Source organism: Shewanella khirikhana (genome assembly GCF_003957745.1).
GTDB classification, from domain to species: domain Bacteria; phylum Pseudomonadota; class Gammaproteobacteria; order Enterobacterales; family Shewanellaceae; genus Shewanella; species Shewanella khirikhana.
On record NZ_CP020373.1, the window covers coordinates 2226853 to 2245980 of the forward strand.

15 protein-coding genes are annotated in these 19128 nt (G+C 53.9%); 7 read left to right on the top strand and 8 right to left on the bottom strand.

Translation table 11 applies throughout. From position 1 onward, the window contains the following. The first annotated feature begins 6 nt into the window (after positions 1-6). Positions 7-888 carry a LysR family transcriptional regulator gene (locus STH12_RS09770; protein ID WP_126167363.1) on the top strand — a complete coding sequence of 294 codons (882 nt, stop codon included), beginning with the start codon at positions 7-9 and terminating at the stop codon, positions 886-888. 62 nt (positions 889-950) lie between these two features. Here STH12_RS09770 and STH12_RS09775 read toward each other — a convergent pair whose 3' ends face one another. From STH12_RS09775 to phhA, 6 genes are all read right to left on the bottom strand, one after another. Then, positions 951-4793 (bottom strand): S8 family serine peptidase, encoded by a 3843-nt coding sequence (locus tag STH12_RS09775; RefSeq protein ID WP_126167364.1) that lies wholly within the window; start codon positions 4791-4793, stop codon positions 951-953. A 500-nt stretch (positions 4794-5293) separates the two neighbouring features. After that, positions 5294-5935 (bottom strand): maleylacetoacetate isomerase, encoded by a 642-nt coding sequence (maiA, locus tag STH12_RS09780; protein WP_126167365.1) that lies wholly within the window; start codon positions 5933-5935, stop codon positions 5294-5296. Between the two features lie 254 nt (positions 5936-6189). Continuing rightward, positions 6190-7176, bottom strand: a complete 987-nt coding sequence (locus STH12_RS09785; protein ID WP_126167366.1) for a fumarylacetoacetate hydrolase family protein — start codon at positions 7174-7176, stop codon at positions 6190-6192. 240 nt (positions 7177-7416) lie between these two features. Further along, positions 7417-8955 carry a transcriptional regulator TyrR gene (gene tyrR, locus STH12_RS09790; protein ID WP_126167367.1) on the bottom strand — a complete coding sequence of 513 codons (1539 nt, stop codon included), beginning with the start codon at positions 8953-8955 and terminating at the stop codon, positions 7417-7419. A 206-nt stretch (positions 8956-9161) separates the two neighbouring features. After that, on the bottom strand, positions 9162-9500 hold the full coding sequence (locus STH12_RS09795; RefSeq protein ID WP_126167368.1) for a 4a-hydroxytetrahydrobiopterin dehydratase: 339 nt from the start codon (positions 9498-9500) through the stop codon (positions 9162-9164). A gap of 23 nt (positions 9501-9523) precedes the next feature. Beyond that, positions 9524-10315 carry a phenylalanine 4-monooxygenase gene (gene phhA / locus STH12_RS09800; RefSeq protein WP_126167369.1) on the bottom strand — a complete coding sequence of 264 codons (792 nt, stop codon included), beginning with the start codon at positions 10313-10315 and terminating at the stop codon, positions 9524-9526. A 347-nt stretch (positions 10316-10662) separates the two neighbouring features. Between phhA and galU the strand changes: the two genes are divergently transcribed. From galU to STH12_RS09830, 6 genes are all read left to right on the top strand, one after another. Then, the gene (gene galU / locus STH12_RS09805; RefSeq protein ID WP_126167370.1) at positions 10663-11571 is read left to right on the top strand and encodes a UTP--glucose-1-phosphate uridylyltransferase GalU; all 909 of its coding nucleotides are present in this window, start codon (positions 10663-10665) and stop codon (positions 11569-11571) included. 1 nt (position 11572) lies between these two features. Beyond that, a complete protein-coding gene (gene galE / locus STH12_RS09810) occupies positions 11573-12583 on the top strand; it encodes a UDP-glucose 4-epimerase GalE (RefSeq protein ID WP_126167371.1) in 1011 nt (336 codons plus the stop codon). An 87-nt stretch (positions 12584-12670) separates the two neighbouring features. Then, a complete protein-coding gene (gene napF, locus STH12_RS09815) occupies positions 12671-13159 on the top strand; it encodes a ferredoxin-type protein NapF (protein WP_126167372.1) in 489 nt (162 codons plus the stop codon). 201 nt (positions 13160-13360) lie between these two features. Next, complete coding sequence (locus tag STH12_RS09820; RefSeq protein WP_126167373.1) at positions 13361-13756, top strand: bactofilin family protein; 396 nt, start codon at positions 13361-13363, stop codon at positions 13754-13756. 283 nt (positions 13757-14039) lie between these two features. Further along, on the top strand, positions 14040-15032 hold the full coding sequence (locus tag STH12_RS09825) for a LysR family transcriptional regulator (RefSeq protein WP_126167374.1): 993 nt from the start codon (positions 14040-14042) through the stop codon (positions 15030-15032). 154 nt (positions 15033-15186) lie between these two features. Beyond that, positions 15187-17511 carry an OmcA/MtrC family decaheme c-type cytochrome gene (locus STH12_RS09830; protein ID WP_126167375.1) on the top strand — a complete coding sequence of 775 codons (2325 nt, stop codon included), beginning with the start codon at positions 15187-15189 and terminating at the stop codon, positions 17509-17511. Between the two features lie 75 nt (positions 17512-17586). Here the strand turns inward: STH12_RS09830 and STH12_RS09835 are convergent, their stop codons facing one another. Together STH12_RS09835 and STH12_RS09840 are read right to left on the bottom strand one after the other, a co-directional pair. Next, on the bottom strand, positions 17587-18318 hold the full coding sequence (locus tag STH12_RS09835; RefSeq protein ID WP_126167376.1) for a DUF2982 domain-containing protein: 732 nt from the start codon (positions 18316-18318) through the stop codon (positions 17587-17589). Positions 18319-18340: 22 nt separating this feature from the next. After that, positions 18341-19069: a YdcF family protein gene (locus STH12_RS09840; RefSeq protein ID WP_126167377.1), complete on the bottom strand. Its 729-nt coding sequence runs from the start codon at positions 19067-19069 to the stop codon at positions 18341-18343. Positions 19070-19128: the final 59 nt, after the last annotated feature.

The following is a 19128-nucleotide window of genomic DNA, read 5'->3' on the forward strand; positions in this document are numbered from 1 at the left end:
CCTCCTATGGACATCAAGCAGCTGTCTCATCTGATTGCCGTCTGCGACGCAGGCAGTTTCACCCGCGCAGCCAAACGGCTGGGGTTGGCGCAACCGGCGCTGAGCCAAAGCATTAAAAAGCTGGAGCAGGAGCTTGAAGTCACTTTACTGAATCGAACGCAGGGCATGAGCGACCGGGGGATAAGGCTCACCGCCGAAGGCGAAGCACTGCTTGGGCACGCCCGCTTGATAGTCAACCAGCTGCATCAGGCCAAGGCGCAAATTCGCGCCATGGCAAGTCTCAGTGAAGGCGAAGTCAGGATAGCGGTGCCAGGCATGCTCGGCTCCTTCTATTTGCCCTCCCGGTTGATGGCCTTTCGCCACCGCTACCCCGGCGTAAAGCTCAGTCTGTTTGAAGGTGGCACCCGGGATGCGCTCAGAATGCTTGAGCAGGAAGAGGTGGATATTGCCATCATCACCGCCGGTGATTTGCGGCCCGAATTTGACTCCTGCCTGCTGCTCACCGAAGAAATGGTAGTGGCACTTGGCAGCGACCATCCCCTCGCCCAGCAACCAAGCGTTACTCTGGAAGACTTTTTAGCCCACGAGCTGGTGATGTTCAAACCCGGCTATTTTCACCGCGAGTGGCTGCTGTCCCAGGCAAGAGCGCTGGCCATCAGCCCGAATATTGCCTTCGAAACCAACCTGATAAACCTGATCAAACAGCTTGTTTCTCAGGGGTTTGCCATTACCAGTGTGCTGGATATGGTGATTACCGACAAAGACGGCATCGAGAAGCGCTCATTCAACCCGCGCATGTTCCTCGATTTGCATATCGCCTGGAAAAAGAAACGTCCGGTCGGAAAAGCAGACCGCAGCTTTGTGGAGTTTTTGCTGGAAAATCAGTAGTCCGCAGTCAATTGCACATAAAAAAGCCCGGCTAATGCCGGGCTTTTTGCCTTGGATGTTGATTACTTCATCCGACGACGCAGGAAGGCCACCGGTGCCAGCAGCAGTGCCAGCCAACCCAGAGAGCCGCCTGGGTCTGGGTTATCGGTAATAGATACTGAAACCAGAGTGGAATCAGAGTTCCCCTGACTGTCTTTTACTGTCAGATTGAAAGAAATGATTTCTGCTGCACCATCAGCGGAAGGTGCTTTGAACTTGAGAACGGGAGCTGTGGCATCAACCTTCACGGTTTTACCACCAAGCTGTGTCCACTCATAGGTCAAATCATCTCCATTGGGATCGTAGGAAACACTTCCATTCAGAGTAAGGGTCGCACCTTCATGGATACCTTTTGGCGCATCCACACGTGCTACCGGCTTCACTTCAGGTACATCGAAGCTATAGCTGTCGCTGATAAGCTTGGCCGTCGCGTTGTCGACCTTGTTGGTCAGCACCAGTTCGTTGGCTTTGCTGGCCTTGCGGGGGATCAGGTCGAAACTCACATCCTGTGCTTCCTGACCTGAAGCCATATCAATGCTCCAGTTAATGCTCTGGCCTTCCTGCTTACCATCGTGGCTGATGTTCGCCACTTCATGGCCCGCAGGAATAGACGCACTCAACAGGTAAGTACGGGTTTCCTGGGTCTTGTTGGCAGCAATACTGTTAACTATCTTGATAGCTTCGCCTGGCTCCACCAGACCATTGACCTTGGTCTGCGCCGGAGGAGTCACATCATCGGCTACCCGGGTAAAGATCACCGGCAGGTTAACGGTCGCCACTTTGGTATCTGAGGTTTGCAGCATAACCACTGCTAAGCCATCATCACCAGGCAATACATTAAGATCCCATGCCAGACTCAGGTCGAAATCCTTGTTATCACCACTCAGTGTCACATTGAAGTTATCGCTTGCTTCATTACTAAGGGTCAGGTGCTTAAGACCATAAGTATCTTTTGCACCGGCGGCGGATGCCTCGTAGTTTTGTACCACGACGTAGTAATCGCCGGCAGCAGGGTTACTCACCAGCACTGACTCTTCTGAACCCGCACGGGCCGAACTGGCCACAATGCTAAAGCCGCTGCCATCATCGTAAAGCACGTAGACATCCAGATCGGGAGACGTGGTATAGGCAATGGAGGCGGTGAAATAGAGCGAGCCAGCCGGAACCGGGAACTTAAACACGTCTACCTGATCGAAATCGTCGAATGGCTTGCCATTGGTGCTGTCCTCCGCCAGTTTGGACTCCAGCGTTTCGGCCAGTGCGATACCGGCAGAAGCTGATTTCACATCTGGCAAATCAAGCGCTTTCAAGCCAGAAATATTCATCTCATCGGCACTGCGGGTAGCATTCACAGTGATAAGCGATGGCAGATTACGCTTGGCGGCCTTAACAACCACAGGCATGGCTGCCATTGGATGAGCAGAAGAGTTCAGTTTCAGGTTGGCAAAGCCCCAGTCATTACCGAGTTTGGTCACATCGGCAGTCACAGTAATAAGCTGACTTTCACCCTTTTTCAGAGTAAAGCTTGCCGGCTCAACAGTATAGGCGACATCACCAACCACTTTCTCAACCGCCGCGCTCCATTCACCATCGGCGGTGGCGGTGACTTTACGGCTCCAGCTGCAACTGTTTACACACTTGCTGTCCTGCATCGATGGCAAATTGAGTTTGCGTGGGTCACCACCGGTATCCGGGTTGGCAATTTCATAATTCAGCGCAGACTCATCCATGATAAGGCCGGTTTTGGCAGCCAAATCCACGCGAATACGACCAGCACCCACGTCGAATGGGTCGGCCACAGTAGTGCCGTCGGCCTTCTTCATCGCCTGAGCTCCGGTGGCGGTCAACATCAAGGCAGAACGGATATTGTCTGGTGTCCAATCTTTATGCAGGGATTTCAGCAAGGCGCCGGCGCCGGCAACGTGAGGACTTGCCATCGAAGTGCCTGACATCAAGGTGAAATCAGCCGGATCGGTACCGGTTTTATCATGGCCGTACTGCTCATCGGCATAGGCGGCATAGATATCGGAACCAGGGGCTGCGACATAAGGCACCATCACATCAATAGAGCCATTGGGGCCGAGCAATGATGACGCGGATAAAATATCCGCCGGCTTTTCTTTGATAGCCAGCGCCGGGTCGATGGTTAACGTCAGTGCTGGGTTGGCGTCAAGCAGCTTTACGATTTCCAGGCCATCGGCATTACCAATACCGATTGCCGGAACCTTGATGTCTTCTACACCAGCCATGCCAAAGCGGGCGTTGCCTGAGCCATCACTGTTAAAGATAACAACGGCCTTGGCGCCAGCGGCTACCGCATGGTTGATCTTGTCAACAAACGCACAGCTGCCACGTTTAATCAGGGCAATTTTGTCTTTAAATACATCGGCAGCAAAGGCATTACAGCCCTGGAAGTTGGCTGCATCAACGGCACCGGCATACACCAGATTGCCGCTCACTGTCTCGGTCAAACCTGGGCCGGATGGTGTAAAGTCGAACTTGGTGTCACCCAGCATCATTTGCTGAGCGATATCACGGCCATGGGTAGAGTTGGCGACCGAAGTATACCAGGGAGCATGCTTGGGCGTGGTGTATGGCACCTGCTTGATGTTGGAGCGGGTGTTACCGGCTGCGGCGGCCACAAAAATACCGGCATTGCGTGCGGCCAGGAAGCCAAGCTCTGCGGCGCTGCGCCATGGATGACCACCACCGCTGATGGAATAGTTAAGTACATCCACCCCTTCTTTGATGGCATCATCAAGTGCCTTCAGCGTGGCAGAAGTGGGGCAGCCACTGTAGGTATCCCCGGTGTTACCAGGGTTACAGATCTGATACGCCACAATGTTGGCATGCGGTGCAACACCTGAAATCTGCTCAAACGTCAAACCGGTCTCAATGCCATCGCCAACCAGCTTGCCCGTTTCACCTTCAACAAAAGGAACATTTTTCAGGATGTTACCCGCTGCCGTGCTGGCAACGTGGGAGCCGTGACCACCATAGTCCTCGCCATTTTTAGCCGGCGGAGTTGGACCGAACACGTCCAAATCATCATAGTTTTTGGTGATTTCCGGATAGCTGTGAACACCAATCAGCTTGTCGTTACACATTCCGGCAAAATCGGCGGCACAGTCACCCACGTATACCCCTTGTCCCCATGGGTTGGTGTGATCGTAACCGTCACCACCCACATCGGCAAAAGATGGATGATCTGAGTTAATACCGGAGTCGATAATCCCCACAATCACGCCTTCACCCATGGCTTTGGTACCGGTGGCACTGCCATTCCATACCTTGGGTGAACCAATCAGCGCCTGGCTGGCATCGGTTTCCATTTGTTCAAGCTTTTCACGTTCGATAAAGGCCACTTCCGGCAGCTGAGCCAACTTTTGCGCCTGGGCCTGGGTCATCCGCATCGACACACCGTTGAAGGCATATTGGAAGCTGGTTACAAATTCGACGTCATCACCGGTTGATGCCTTGGCTTTTAAGACAAAGTTATCCTGCTTTGCTTTCAGGAAACTGGCATAGGCGCGCACTTCGGGCTTGCGCACATTCAGCTTGATGTTATTGACGTCACCTTTGGCGCGGGAAAACTGTGGGCTGGTCGCTTTAAATCCCTGGATTTCACCGTTGTAGTTGGCAACGGCTTTATCGGCAAGACGCACTATGTAGGTATGAACTTCATTACCAAGCCCTGCTTCAGCGATAAACTTGGGATGTGCCGAGTCGGCATTGCGATTACGTCCGCTGAACTGTTTAAGCGCATCGGACAGCGCCATTTCTCCCGATGCAGAAGAGACGGTCTGCGAAGAGGCAGCACCGCTGAGCAGAGCCATAGAAATGGCCAAGGCGATTTTGGTTTTCACTTTCTCGCTTCCTTGTAGTTGTTTGCATGTCAAACGCATTCAGGCGCATTTTTAGCCGCAGATGGCCAAAAACCACTTAAATGCTATTCCGAGCACTGTTCTGATTACGTTTTTATCTCGGAGGCGTGACATGTATCACGCAATGAAACAAATGAAAACCAAGCGTTAACCGTACATTTACCCGATATAGACAGATTTAACGCAATATCCAGAATTTACCGCATAAGACCCTGTAATCAAGCTTCAAGACGAAGGAGGTAACTAACTGTAAATATTGGATATTAACTGACAGCCAACAATGTAAAACCGTTAAAACTAATCACAACCCAATCTTGAAACAATTTTATTTCAACTTATTACCAAAACCACAAATAAAACATATTACAAACACTTTGATAACATCAATTAAATTACTACTTAACAAAAAGATGCGTCTCACCTATCGTTAAAGCTGAGATAAATGAAAAAAGGCGGCTTAAGCCGCCTTTTTTCTAAACACATCACTGTGCGTCCGGTTGATTTTCCGGCAGTGCATCGATAAACGCCTGAGTCGAATTACAGTGCTTATCTATTCGAACAATATTCGGATAATTATCCAAGGGCACATTAAATCGGCGTGCGTTATATACCTGTGGAATTAAGCAGGCATCGGCAAGAGTGGGAGAATCGCCAAAACAATACTGACCACTGTGGCGGGCGAGCATTTTCTCAATTGCTGCAAAACCTTCGTGGATCCAGTGGTGATACCACGCGTTTTTCACCTCATCGGACAGCGCCATGTCAGTAGCAAGGTACTGCAGCACCCTGAGGTTATTGAGAGGGTGCACTTCACAGGCAACCGCAAGACACATGGCGCGCACCTGGGCCTTGTCAATGGCCGATTCAGGCAGCAGTTTTGCCCCCTCGGCGCACTCTTCCAGATACTCCATAATGGCCAGTGATTGGGTCAGCACAGTGCCATCGTCCAGCTCCAGAGTGGGTACCAGATGTTGCGGGTTCAGGGAAACATAGTCTCGGGCGTGCTGCTCACCACCATTTTTCACCAGGTGTACTGAGTGCTGCTCAACCTTAATGCCTTTAAAATTGAGCGCAATGCGCACCCGATAGGCGGCGCTGGAGCGCCAGTATCCGTATAATTTCATTCATCTCTCCTTGGATGGACTCTTGTGGCCGGTTCAGTGCCGCTTCGCGCTGCTGTTCTCCCCTGCCCGCTCCTCTTCAGGTCGTCAGAAGAGGCCCTGAAGCCGGGGAGCCGCTTGCTCAATCAGCGCCAGCACCTGAGTCAAACACCGCTGTCGGCGGGCTCTCGGAATAAACAGCTAAGCACCAGGTAAGTCCATCATTGTCACGGCGATAAAAAACGGGGCCAAAGCCCCGTTTTCAAATCCTTTGGGCGTTAGCCCTTGTATTCTACTACCTGCTGATCGATGGCGCCGAAAATGCTGTCGCCTTTATCGTCGAGCATTTCGATACGCACGCGATCGCCAAAGCGCATAAATGGGGTGCTTGGCTTACCATCAGCAATCACTTCCAGCATGCGCTTTTCAGCCAAACAGCTGGAGCCGGCGCTGCGGTCATAGTTGGAGATGGTACCTGAGCCAATAATAGCACCGGCGCCAATGGGGCGGGTTTTGGCCACATGGGCCACCAGCTGGCTGAAGTTGAAGGTCATGTCCACACCGGCATTGGGCTTTCCGAACAGTTCACCGTTCAGGTGAGTAATAAGCGGCAGATGCACCTTGCTGTCCTGCCATCTGTCACCGAGCTCGTCCGGGGTCACCGCCACTGGCGAGAAGCTGCTGGATGGCTTGGACTGGAAGAAACCAAACCCTTTGGCGAGTTCACCCGGGATCAGGTTACGCAACGACACGTCGTTCACCAGCATCAGCAGTTTGATGTGCTTGGCAGCGTTATCAGTGCTCACGCCCATGGGCACATCGTCAGTGACGACGGCAATTTCAGATTCGAAGTCGATACCCCAGTCTTCGCTGCCAAGCTCGATGTTGCTGCGCGGTGGAATAAAGCTGTCGGAGCCGCCCTGATAAAACAGCGGATCGGTCCAGAAGGTTTCCGGCATATCGGCGCCGCGGGCCTTGCGCACCAACTCAACGTGGTTCACATAAGCACTGCCATCGGCCCATTGAAAGGCACGGGGAAATGGCGACAAACACTTGGTTTCATCGAATTCAAGGGTGTTTTCCAGCTGACCGTCGTTCAGGGCGTCGTACAGCTCTGTCAGTTGAGGGCTCAGCAGATCCCAGGCATCCAGCAGTTGCTGCATGGTGTGGGCAATGGCGGGTACGGCAACGGCCTTGGTCAGATCGCGGCTGACCAGCATCAGCTGACCATCACGGCGACCATTGTTATATGTGGCTAATTTCATTCTCTGCTCCTGTCCTCGAACGGCCGCCAACCCAACGGGTGCGGCTTTGCTTGGCGTAACAAATACCCCAAGGCGCGGCTATTTAAAATAGCGTGACCAAAATCACAGTTCGCGCGGGATTGTCGCCATTTGTAAACATAATAATACAGTTATCATCCCGCCCCCACGGGGCGGGTTTCGCCATTCATCGCTGCTGCAATTTTGCACCACCGACTGGCAAATTCCATTTACAGCCCAGACTCAGCGCTTCTTGCTGATCTTGTACTCGCGAAGCTTGTTGGCAATGGCGGTGTGGCTGACCCCAAGCTTTTTCGCCAGCTGGCGGGTGCTGGGGTAAGCCGGATACAGACGTCGCAGCAAGCTGGACTCAAACTGGCGCATGGCCTCATCCAGGGTACCTTCGAATTGATTATCGAAATAACCGAAGCCTTCGGCGTAGGATGGCAGTTTCAGCTGCTCAACCGTAAGCTCCGCCGAGCCATCCCACATGGATACGGCACGAAACACCGCATTTTTAAGCTGACGTACGTTGCCGGGCCAGGCATAAGTCAGCAGATGGTCGCGACAGCTCGGCGAGATGCGGCGCATCGGGCTGGAAAGCTGCTGGCTATAGTGCTCAAGGAACATCTCGGTGAGTGGGATGATGTCTACTTTACGCTCACGCAGCGACGGCAGGTGGAACGACAGCACATGGATGCGGTAGTACAGGTCCTCACGAAACTCGCCCAATTGGCAAAGTTCGGCCAAATTCTTTTGGCTGGAGCAGATAATACGCACATCCGCCCTCACCTCTTCATCGCCGCCGATACGCCTGAAGGAACCTTCAGTAAGCAGGCGCAGCAGCTTGACCTGCGCCGCCTTGGACATCTCGGCTATTTCATCCAAAAACACGGTGCCGCCCTTGGCTTCTTCAAACAGGCCACGCTTAATGATTTGGCCATCGCGGACAAAGCCAAACAGCTCTTCTTCGGCGGCGCTGTCGGGCAAGGCGGCACAGTTAATGGCAATAAAGGGGTGTTCACGGCGCATGCTGGCGTCGTGGCAGGCACGGGCCATCAGCTCTTTGCCGGTGCCGGTCTCGCCGGTGATCAGCAAAGGTGCATCCAGCTGGGCCATGCGTCTGGCCTGCTTGAGCACTTCTTTCATCTTGTCACTGACAGCCAGTACGTTCTCAAAACCGGCGGTCTGATTTTGCAGTGCATTGAACTGCTTACCCACCCGGGCGGGGGATTTCAGCGACACCACGGCGCCGGCCAGAATGCTTTTGTCATTCTCATCAGGCAGATAAATAGGCAGCATTTCGGCCAGGTATTCATTCTGGCCAATCTGTACCCGGGTGGCCTGGGCCAGCACCTGAGCTTCACTGAGCCAGCGGCCAAAGTTGAAGCCCTGCACCCAATGATTGAGCGGCTCTTCCACCACTTCATGTTCCTGCATGCCCAAAGTCATCAGCGCCGATTCGTTCACAATACGAATGCGCCCCTTCACATCGAGGGAGAATACGGAGTCAGGCAGGGTTCTGAGCAGGGTTTTGAGCGCATAATGCTCCTGCTCGGACGGCATAAAGGCCACGGTACGCACATCGTGCACACTCTCGACCTTACGAATTTGCGGCATCAGCGCGCTCAGGGTATCGAAACTCACCTCAGCGAACTGGAAATACAGAAAACCACGGTTACTGGCATCGATGGCAAGCAGGTTAATACCGTACTTTTCCAGTACGATAAGGATGTCCTTGGCAAGACCTACCCTGTCCTGACAGCTCACTTCCAAACGCATATCTGCATGTATCCCTTTGTTGTGTTGTTTTTTGGGAGTTAAGGCCACATCACCCAATTGGCGTCCATGACCTTGCAAGAGTACCTGGCGCTATACGGTAGAAGGTATTGGTTAAAGTGGCAAGTCTTGTTTACAGAACAAAGATTCAGACATAAAAAAATCAGCACTCCACCTCAGGTAAAGTGCTGATTTATTTTAATTAAGACTTAGTCGAGCAACTGGTCTGTCTTGGCTGCCATGATAAAGTCGTTACGGTGCAGGCCTTTAATAGAATGAGACCACCAGGTCACAGTCACCTTGCCCCACTCGGTGAAAATGCCCGGGTGGTGGAACTCTTCTTCGGCGAGATCGGCAAGTTTGTTGGAAAACGCCATTGCCAGCTTGAAGTTCTTGAATTTGTAGACCCGCTCCAGCTGCATCACGCCATCGCGTACCTGCACACTCCAGTCGGGGATCATCCGGATAAGCTCAGCCAGCTCGGCGTCGGTGACTTTTGGGGCATCAGCCTGACAGGCTTCGCACTTCATGGATGCTAATTCGCTCATTACTGCTCCTTTATTCTTATCGTTCAAACGGCTTTGGCTTTGGGCTCAAACAGCGGGGCATGCAGCCCCAAAGCACGGGCCTTGGTGATGGATTGCATAATGTCCATACGGGCAATCTCATCAAGAAAATCAATGTGTTCAATTTCAAAATACACAGGCTGCATAATATCAATTCGGTAAGGCGTGCGCAGCACATCCACCAAATCGAAGGGTTTACGCAGCGGCGTATCGCTGAAGGCATAGAGGGTCTCACCGGGGGAGCTTAAAATGCCGCCACCATAAATGCGCCGCTCACCGTCTTTGCTCTTGAGCAGGCCAAATTCCACGGTAAACCAGTAGAGCCTGGCGAGAAACACCCGCTCTTCCTTGGTGGCGGCCAGACCTAGCTTGCCATAAGCGTGGGAGAAGTTGGCAAACGCCTGGTTGGTCAGCAAGGGGCAGTGACCAAAAATCTCGTGGAAAATATCCGGCTCTTGCAGATAATCGAACTCTTCGCGGCTGCGAATAAAGGTAGCCACCGGAAACTGGCGATTGGCCAGCAGCTCAAAAAAGCGCTCAAAGGAAATCAGCGCAGGCACGGCGGCGGTTTTCCAGCCAGTGGCATCCAGCAGGATGTTGTCTACTTCGGCAAGCTGCGGGATCCGGTCGGTAGGCAGACCAAGCTTCTCCAGTCCATCCAAATATTCCTGGCAGGCACGGCCCGGCAGGTTGACGGCCTGGCGCGCATAAAGCTCTGCCCAAATCTCATTTTCCTGTTCCGGATAGGCGATAAAACCATTCGCATCCGGCTTTCGGGCAACATACTCTGTACTCATCTCGTGTTTCACTTCACGTTAACTGCGACCCCCCAATAGTGTTCCAAGGGCCAATTTTTGTTAACTGCCTCACGTTTTATTCCGCCGTGCTGTGGCAGGTATTTTTGTAAAGCTTTTATTACAAGCAAGAAACAGAGCAATAACTCAAGCTGCCGGATTGGCACCTCCAAAATCCCGAACCCAGACGATAGATTCCCGATTAAGCAAACAGATGAAAAATTTCGTTAAACAGTCTGGAAGTCAATGGTTTTTCACAAAGGCTCCATTACAATAAGTGGATATTCAGCGTGCCGGGGCCGAGGAAGGCCAGGGCAAAAAACCACCAGGGCAAACCATTAAGGATGACCATGAAACAGTCCAAAATCCGCAAGGCCGTGATCCCGGTTGCCGGCCTCGGAACCCGTATGCTCCCCGCCACCAAGGCTATCCCCAAAGAAATGCTGCCTGTGGTAGATAAGCCACTGATCCAATACGTGGTCAGCGAAGCCATTGCCGCCGGTATCAAGGAAATCGTGCTGGTAACCCACGCCAGTAAAAACTCCATCGAAAACCATTTCGATACCAGTTTTGAGCTGGAAGCTCAGCTTGAGCGTCGGGTAAAGCGTCAGCTCCTGGACGAAGTTCAGGCCATCTGCCCCAAAGACGTGACTGTTATCAGCGTTCGTCAGGCCCAGGCCAAGGGCCTTGGACACGCCATCCTCTGTGCCCGCCCAGTGGTAGGCGATGAGCCCTTTGCGGTGCTGCTGCCCGATGTAATTATCGATGACGCCAAAAGCAACCTCGCCACCGATAACCTTGCGGCCATGGTCAAGTATTTCGATGAAACCGATACCGGCCAAATCATGGTGGAAGAAGTGCCCCATGAGATGGTAAATCAATACGGCATCGCCGATATCAATGGCGTCAACCTCAAGGGCGGCGACAGTGCGCCCCTGTCGGCGTTGGTGGAAAAACCCGCCGTCGACCAGGCACCTTCAAACCTCGCCGTTGTGGGCCGCTATGTGCTGCCAAAGGAAATCTGGCCTCTGCTTGGCCGCACCCCCGCCGGTGCCGGTGATGAAATCCAGCTTACCGATGCCATTGCGATGCTGATGGAGTCGGTGACGGTGAACGCCTATGGTATGGTGGGTAAGAGCCACGACTGTGGCAACAAGCACGGCTATATGCAGGCCAACGTCGAATATGCCCTGCGTCATCCCGAACTTGGGAAAGAATTTGCCAAGTACTTAAAACAAATTGTAAAAGGACTCAACTAACATGACCATTCTTGTGACCGGCGGTGCTGGCTATATCGGCAGCCACACAGTGGTGGAATTGCAAAAAATCGGCGCCGATGTGCTGGTGCTGGATAACCTGTCCAACTCCTGCGTGGAAGCACTCACCAGGGTTGAGCAGATCACCGGCATCGAAGTGCCCTTCGTTCAGGGCGACATTCTCGATAAAGCGCTGCTGAAAAAAATCTTTATGGACAACGACATCGAAGCCGTTATCCACTTTGCCGGCTTCAAGGCGGTGGGAGAATCTGTCGCCCAGCCGCTGCGCTACTATGAAAACAATGTCACCGGCACTCTAGTGCTGTGTCAGGTCATGGCTGAGTTTGGGGTAAGGCACCTGGTGTTTTCATCCTCTGCCACCGTATATGGCGACCCTGCCAGCCTGCCGATTACCGAAGATTTCCCCACCGGGGCCACCAATCCCTACGGCCAGTCCAAGTTGATGGTTGAACATATCCTTGCGGATCTGCATCACTCAGACCCAAGCTGGAACATCGCCCGTCTGCGCTACTTTAATCCGGTGGGTGCCCACGAAAGTGGTCTCATCGGCGAAGATCCCAACGACATTCCCAACAACCTGATGCCCTTTATCAGTCAGGTAGCCGTGGGGAAACGGGAAAAGTTGGCGGTATTCGGCGATGACTATCCCACCCACGACGGCACAGGCGTACGCGACTACATCCACGTGGTTGACCTTGCCATTGGGCATTTAAAGGCGCTGGATAAACTCAAAACGTCGCCTGGGCTTGTCACCTACAACCTGGGTACAGGCCAGGGTTACAGCGTGCTCGACATGGTCAAAGCATTTGAAAAAGCGTCAGGTAAGCCGGTGCCCTACCAAATTGCGCCGCGCCGCCCCGGTGATATCGCCGCCTGTTACGCCAATCCGGACAAAGCCCGCGAAGAGCTTGGCTGGCAGGCGAACCTCAATGTGGACGATATGGCCCAAAGCAGTTGGCGCTGGCAGTCTGCCAATCCCAACGGCTACAAGTAACCGGCACCAATCCGGGCCCCTGGCAGTCGTCAGGGGTCCCAGACTATCAGCGGGGCCTGCATTCTGGATGGGCTTAAAACTAAAAATATGAGTGAAAACATCAATCTGAGTAGAAGACGGCTTTTTAGCCGCCGAAAAGACACCGCACTGCGCCCACCATTTTTGCGAGAAGGCGTCGATTTTACTGATGTGTGTACCCGCTGTGGTGACTGCCTGGCAGCTTGCGAAACCCATATTTTAATCAAAGGCGAAGGCGGCTTTCCCGAGGTGAGTTTCAAAGATGCCGAGTGCACTTTTTGCGGCCGCTGCCATGAAGTCTGCAAAGAGCCGCTGTTTGATGCCGAAAAGTCACCCGCCTGGGATTTAAAAGCCGAGATATCCAATGCTTGCCTCGCTGAGCGTGGGATTTGGTGCCAGAGCTGCAAAGATGCCTGCGACGAGCGCGCTATCAATTTCACCCCAGCAGTAGGTAAAGCTCCGGCACCACAGCTTAGCCTGGATGCCTGTACCGGCTGCGGCGCCTGTGTCGCCCCCTGCCCGGCCGATGCCATCAGTATCAAACGCGGCGGCGAATAACCGCAGCAAGCATAAAGGTGCACGTACCCATGCGTTCCCAACGCGGCGAAAAACACCGGCGGCGATGCGATAAAGCCGCGACCCAGCCGGCGCAATGGCACAGCAAGCCAAATTTCTGACGCAAGTGCCAAAACTTAGTGGTTTGCAGGGCCGCAAAACAAGGTTAACATCAGTCAAACAGACTACTCATATCCCTGAACTATGTTTGGAAAAAATAATAAATCCCAGGCTGGCCTGACTTTTATTTCCCCCGGTACCCGCTTAAGTGGCGAGACCCGTTTTGAGGGGGATGCACTCATCGGCGGCGAGCTGCTCGGTACCATTCATGCGCTGGCCAAAGTCACCATTGAACCCGATGGCGTGGTCGACGGCGTTCTCCACTGTAACGAGCTGAAGGTTTCTGGCCTGTTCAAAGGCAAGCTGCAATGCACCAAACTCACCATTGCCAACGGCGGCACTGTGGAAGGTGAAGTAAAGTGCGACAGCATGGAAATCTTTGAAGGTGGACAGTTTATCGGGATCCGTACCCGCGACAGCCTCTCAGGCGAGTTGCTGGAAGCAAACGATGAAGAGCCTGTGCTGTTGAAGCAGGGCTAAACCGGGCGACAACCCGGCAAACACATCAGCAAAACGCGGCTCGGGCCGCGTTTTTTGTTTTCTAATCTCGGTCAGGCCAGTTTCAGGTCTGCCGTTTCAGGTCTGCCAGACCGGCGTTGCAGTTTGGGCACTGCTGTTTTGGCGCTGCTGTTTTGGCACTGCAGCTTTGGCGCTGCAACTTTGGAGTTGGTGGTTATCATTTTGTTAAAAATATGATATCCATCAAAGCATACGTCGGATTATTTGTTAGGCTCAATAGCATCACTTTGCGATAGCCTGAGCCATGAATAAGCCACTGGATAAACAACTCGCCGAGCTGGACATTTTTTCACTGCTGCTGTTTCGCGCCATTTTTGAAACCGGCCACGCCAACAGCGCTGCCCGTCAGCTGGATGTCTCCGCCCCCAAAGTCAGCCGGGCACTGGCGAGCCTGAGGCTAATATTTGCCGATGAGCTGTTTTATCGTCGTCAGCAAGGATTGAAACCCACCCCCCTGGCAGAGCAGCTCTACCCCGCTATCCGCGAACTGACCGATAGCATCACCTCGCTGTCGCTGCGCTTAAAAGACCATCAGGCATTTCACCGCCAAAGTAACCCTGTGTATAACCTTGCAGTCAGTTCGGGACTGATGACAACCCTGGCGCTGGAATTTAACCGTCAGCGCAGTCTGGCGCCCGATGTCACCCTGCACCTGTGGCAAAATGACACCGCCGATCGCATCCACGCCGGGGATCTGGATTTGGGGCTGGCGCTGGCACCTGAGCCCCATAACGACCTCAGTTTCGAGCGTCTGTGCGACACACCAGGTCTGTGCCTCGTCGGCGCCTCAAACCATCCGGTGTGGCAGCTCGATGACATTCATCTGGAACAGATCTGCGAGTACCCGTTTTTGTGCATGAATCATCCAGGCTTCAATGACAGGGTCGATCCGCTGGAACTCTTCTGCCACCGAGAAGGACTCACCCCACCTCAGGTGGTGCGGGTTTCCGACAAAGAAGAGTGGTACGCCCATCTACTGACCCAGGGCAGTCTGTCATTTGCGTCACCGCTGGAAACCCGCCTGGTGGAATCCCTCCCGGAAGTGAAGCTTCGCCGCCTGGGTGCCCGAGAGCTGGACAGACTCCATACCGGCATTGCCATTCCCGGGCTGTATCTGGTTGAAAAGCCTGCCCATCACCGCCGCTATGGCCCGGAAGTTCGCCAAAAAATGCTGCGAATTATCGGCCTGACACTGGGGCTGGAAACCGATATCACCGAGGTAAATTTCAGTATTTGAAATTGCCAATTCCCAAACTCGAAATTCGCAATTCAGAGATTAAATACCTGTTTCACACATTTGAAACAAGGTCGCAACTACCACTTTATATATACATCGAACGTCCTATAGTGGAGGTACTGCAACAGCAGTCTTAGGGCTATAAAGGGACGCGATGATGAAAAACTACAATAGATCTCTGCTGACGATAGCACTCCTCAGTGCCCTGACCATTACCGCCTGCGGCGACGGTAGCGATGGTCAGGACGGCGCACCCGGTACCCCAGGCGCCCCCGGAACTCCCGGAACCCCTGGCACACCCGGCGCTCCCGCCGGTTCAGTCGTCAACACCGCTGAAACCGCCGCAGATGTCACTTTCGAAATCCTGCCTGCCGATATCAACGTGGCGGGCTCTGGCGAATTTGCCATCAAGTTCAAAGCCATGGGTAAAACCGCCCAGGGCAAAACCGTACCATTCTCCGGGTTGGACATGGTCTCGCTGTATTCACTGACGCTGAGCACCAACAGCAGTGGCAGCGGCGCACCTTTGGAGTGGGTGAATAACGCCATGGTGCAGGATCTGGGCTCCTCCATGTACTGTACCCTGACCGGCACCTACACTTCCCGCGGTCAGACCGGTAATGCCTGTACCCTGGTGGAAGATGCCAATGAACCCGGCACCTACACAGGCACCTGGACCCACGACGGGGCCGCCCCCATCATGAATGCCAGCGATGATTTGAATGCCACTCACCGTCTATTCCTGAGGGCGTACAACATCAAAGACAGCGCCGGTGTTTCGGTACCAGATAAAGTCCTGTCAGACAGACTCGACTATGTACCTGCCACAGGTGCCATTGTCGAAGCGACCGGAAAAGACACTGTCTCCGATGCCGCTTGTATCAGCTGTCACGGTAATGTGGACGGCCGTATCGCCAAGATTGAAGCGCACCACAACTACCAAAGTGTTGAAAACTGCGTGGCCTGCCACAACCCAGATAATCAGCCCGATGAAGCGCAACTTGCCGAGGGTTGGCTGTTTGATTTTGGCCCCATGGTGCACCGTATCCACGCAGGCCATCACATCAGTGACTTCCTCTCTGGTGAAGCCAAAGAATACTTTGGTGAGCTGGGCTTCCCAGGTGAGCTGAGCGAATGTACCAGCTGTCACAACAATGGTCCTTCCTGGACTGACAACATCTACCGTCAGGCGTGCGTGGGCTGTCACATCAACGTGAACTTTGAAACCGGTGACGGTCACTCCGACTTCGACCTGGCCCAGGCCGACGATACCCAGTGTAAATCCTGTCACGGCAGCGGCAGTTTAAGCCCCGCCATGGCACACAATGTGGGTAAACGCGCTGAATACGCCGAGCTGTTCAAAGTGGAACCTCAAAGCGCTACAGTCACTGACCCTACCCCCGGTGATGGCATGAAGACATTGACCGTCAGCGCCAAGATCACCATGAATGGGGCGCCGGTTGCCGATGGCACAGTGCTTACCGACTACATGACCAGCACCTCACGTCCGCTGCTGATTGGTAACGTGAACGCCGGTGGTTTTGTCAATGGCGATTTGAACCTGAAAGTCACCGATAACCCTGTGTTGTCAGGCGGCGTGTTGACCGTCAGCAAAGACTTTGCCGAAACCATGCTGACAGGCACCATCTATGTCACAGGTGAAATTCAGCTTTGTGCCAACGATGGCGCCATCGTGAAATGTCGCGACGCACTTGGCGAAGCCATCGAAGGTCTGGACTTTGGCAGTGACCATGGTTTGGCCAACGCAGCCCCTATCACTTACTTCAACCTGGACGACCCAGCCGGTGCCACAGTGCTGGCACGTATGGACGATCCTGCCCGGATCACAGTGGACGAAGCCAAGTGTAATAGCTGCCACCAAAACCTGACCCACGTGAAAGGCACCCACGGTGTGACCGAATTTACCCAGTGTATGGCGTGTCACAACACCCTGGCAGGCCGTTCAGGTCACCCTGTTGAGTACGATACCGGCGAAGTGGATGCCGATGGCAACCGTATCTTCGAAACCATCACAGATATCACCTTCAGCCAGCGCGATCTGTTCACTGTGGCGCACCGCTTCCACAGCGGTAACTGGGATGCACGCCGCGGCGTACCTGCCATCTATCTTGACAAGAACATGGAACTGCAAGGTTATCCAGGTGTGGCTACTGACTGCTTTGCCTGTCACCAGGACAACGCCAAGTTCTTCGCCAACGATGGCGGCCTGACCTCCGGCAAGCGTGCCATCAAGGTCAGCACCAGTGCTGAAGAGTACATCACTCCATTGGCTGAAGCCTGTCGTACCTGCCACGAGCACTCAGACGGTGCCGCCGTGGCCCACTTCAAGAGCAACGGTGCCTACGTTCAGGGCGAGCCTGCAACCACCGCCAATCTGCCGGTAGAAAGCTGCGCCACCTGTCACGCAGAAGGCAAAGCCTATGGTATCGACAAGGTGCACGCAGAGGCCTCTCACTAAGAGGGCACCTTCAGGGCTACCCTGCAAAGCCCAACTTATCTCTGCAATTAATTGGGGGCCGTAAGGCCCCCTTTTTTAACTTTCCAGCCTCTGCAGCCATGCAGATTTATAGGCCCTGAGTCTTCTTGCAACCACCATGGGTTCATCGTCCAGGGCATCAGCAGGAATAAACAAATGATAGCCAAGGTGCTTATCCAGAATAAGGGTCCTGTGGCCAAACATGGCCAGCACGCCGCGGTAACGTTCGCCATCGGTGACAAGGGGCGTAAACTCGGCGCCGAGCTGGGTTTCCAATGTCTCCAGCGCCTCGTCCTGGGCCGCCGCCGTCATCAGCAGCGGCCGCTGCTCAGACAAAAGCCCCGTGGCAAGCCTTGGGGAGATCACATCCAACAGTGGGTTGATACGCTTAAGCTTGATGCCGATAAAGGGCAAATCCAGACTGTCGAGCCCCTGACTTACTCTGGGTACATCGATACGGGCAATGTTGTCCCACGCCAGCGCATAGCGTCCACGGCGATGAAAATAGTAAAAGCCGCTGCTATCGCACCGCACCGACTCCGGCGGCTGAGACACCTTGGCGTAGCCCAGGATAAGCCCCACTGAGCCCAGCGCAAACAGCACTATCCCCAAACCAAACAAGGTTTTGGCAAACAGGAACACACACAGGGCCGCACAAAACAACAAGGCACTGATAAGTGACAGCGTGATGCCGTTACGCTTGCTGGCGGGCACTATTATCAGGGGTTCAAGAGACACCTGGGACTCGGTGGATGCCACTGCGGCATCCCTGGATTGCGGGTCAGTCATCATAGATCCGGTAGTGTTAACTTTAATATCTTAGGGAAAACCACAACATACCTACGTATTCGTGGATGGCCATCTGCGAGTTATACAGTTCGCGGGCACTTAAGCGCCACCAATATGAACGCCTGGCAGTAAAGTCGGTGGGCGCCGCTTCGGCGATAACGCCTTCATGGGCAAACATGGCCATGGCGCGCGCCATATGGGCGGCGGACGTGACCAGCCTCACCTTGTCAATCCCCAACGCCTTGATTTGACGGGCTTCTTCCAGGGTGTCCCGTGGCTGCGGCAAAACAATTATTCGGCTCTCATCGACACCAAGCTCGATGGCCGCCGCCCGCATCACCTCGGCATGGGGACGGGTGTTCAGGCCGCCACTGAAGCCGCTGACCACCAAGGTGCACTCCTGCCCCAAAGACAGCTGCCGCACGCCTTCGCTGAGCCTTGCCAGCGCAATGGTCGACAACTGCTGCACCGCACTGCCGTGGATATCGTCTTCATGACCCGAGCCCAGCACTGCCACCACACAGGGCCCTGATATGGGCTGTGATGTGGCCGAAAAACGACTCTCCAGCGGCGATACCAGCAGGCGACTGCCAAAGGATGAAGATAGAAACACCAAGGTAATCAAGGCGCTGGTGACCAGAGATTTTGCCAGCACACGTCTTCGCCACAGCCACAGGGCCAGCAGCAACAGCAGCACCAAGGCCGGAATGGGCATGATCAGCAATGAGAGGATTTTTTTAAGCCAGAACATGGGTAAGCGCTTGCTAAAAATGATGAAACAAGAGCTTACCCAAGGGATGAGATGAAGGC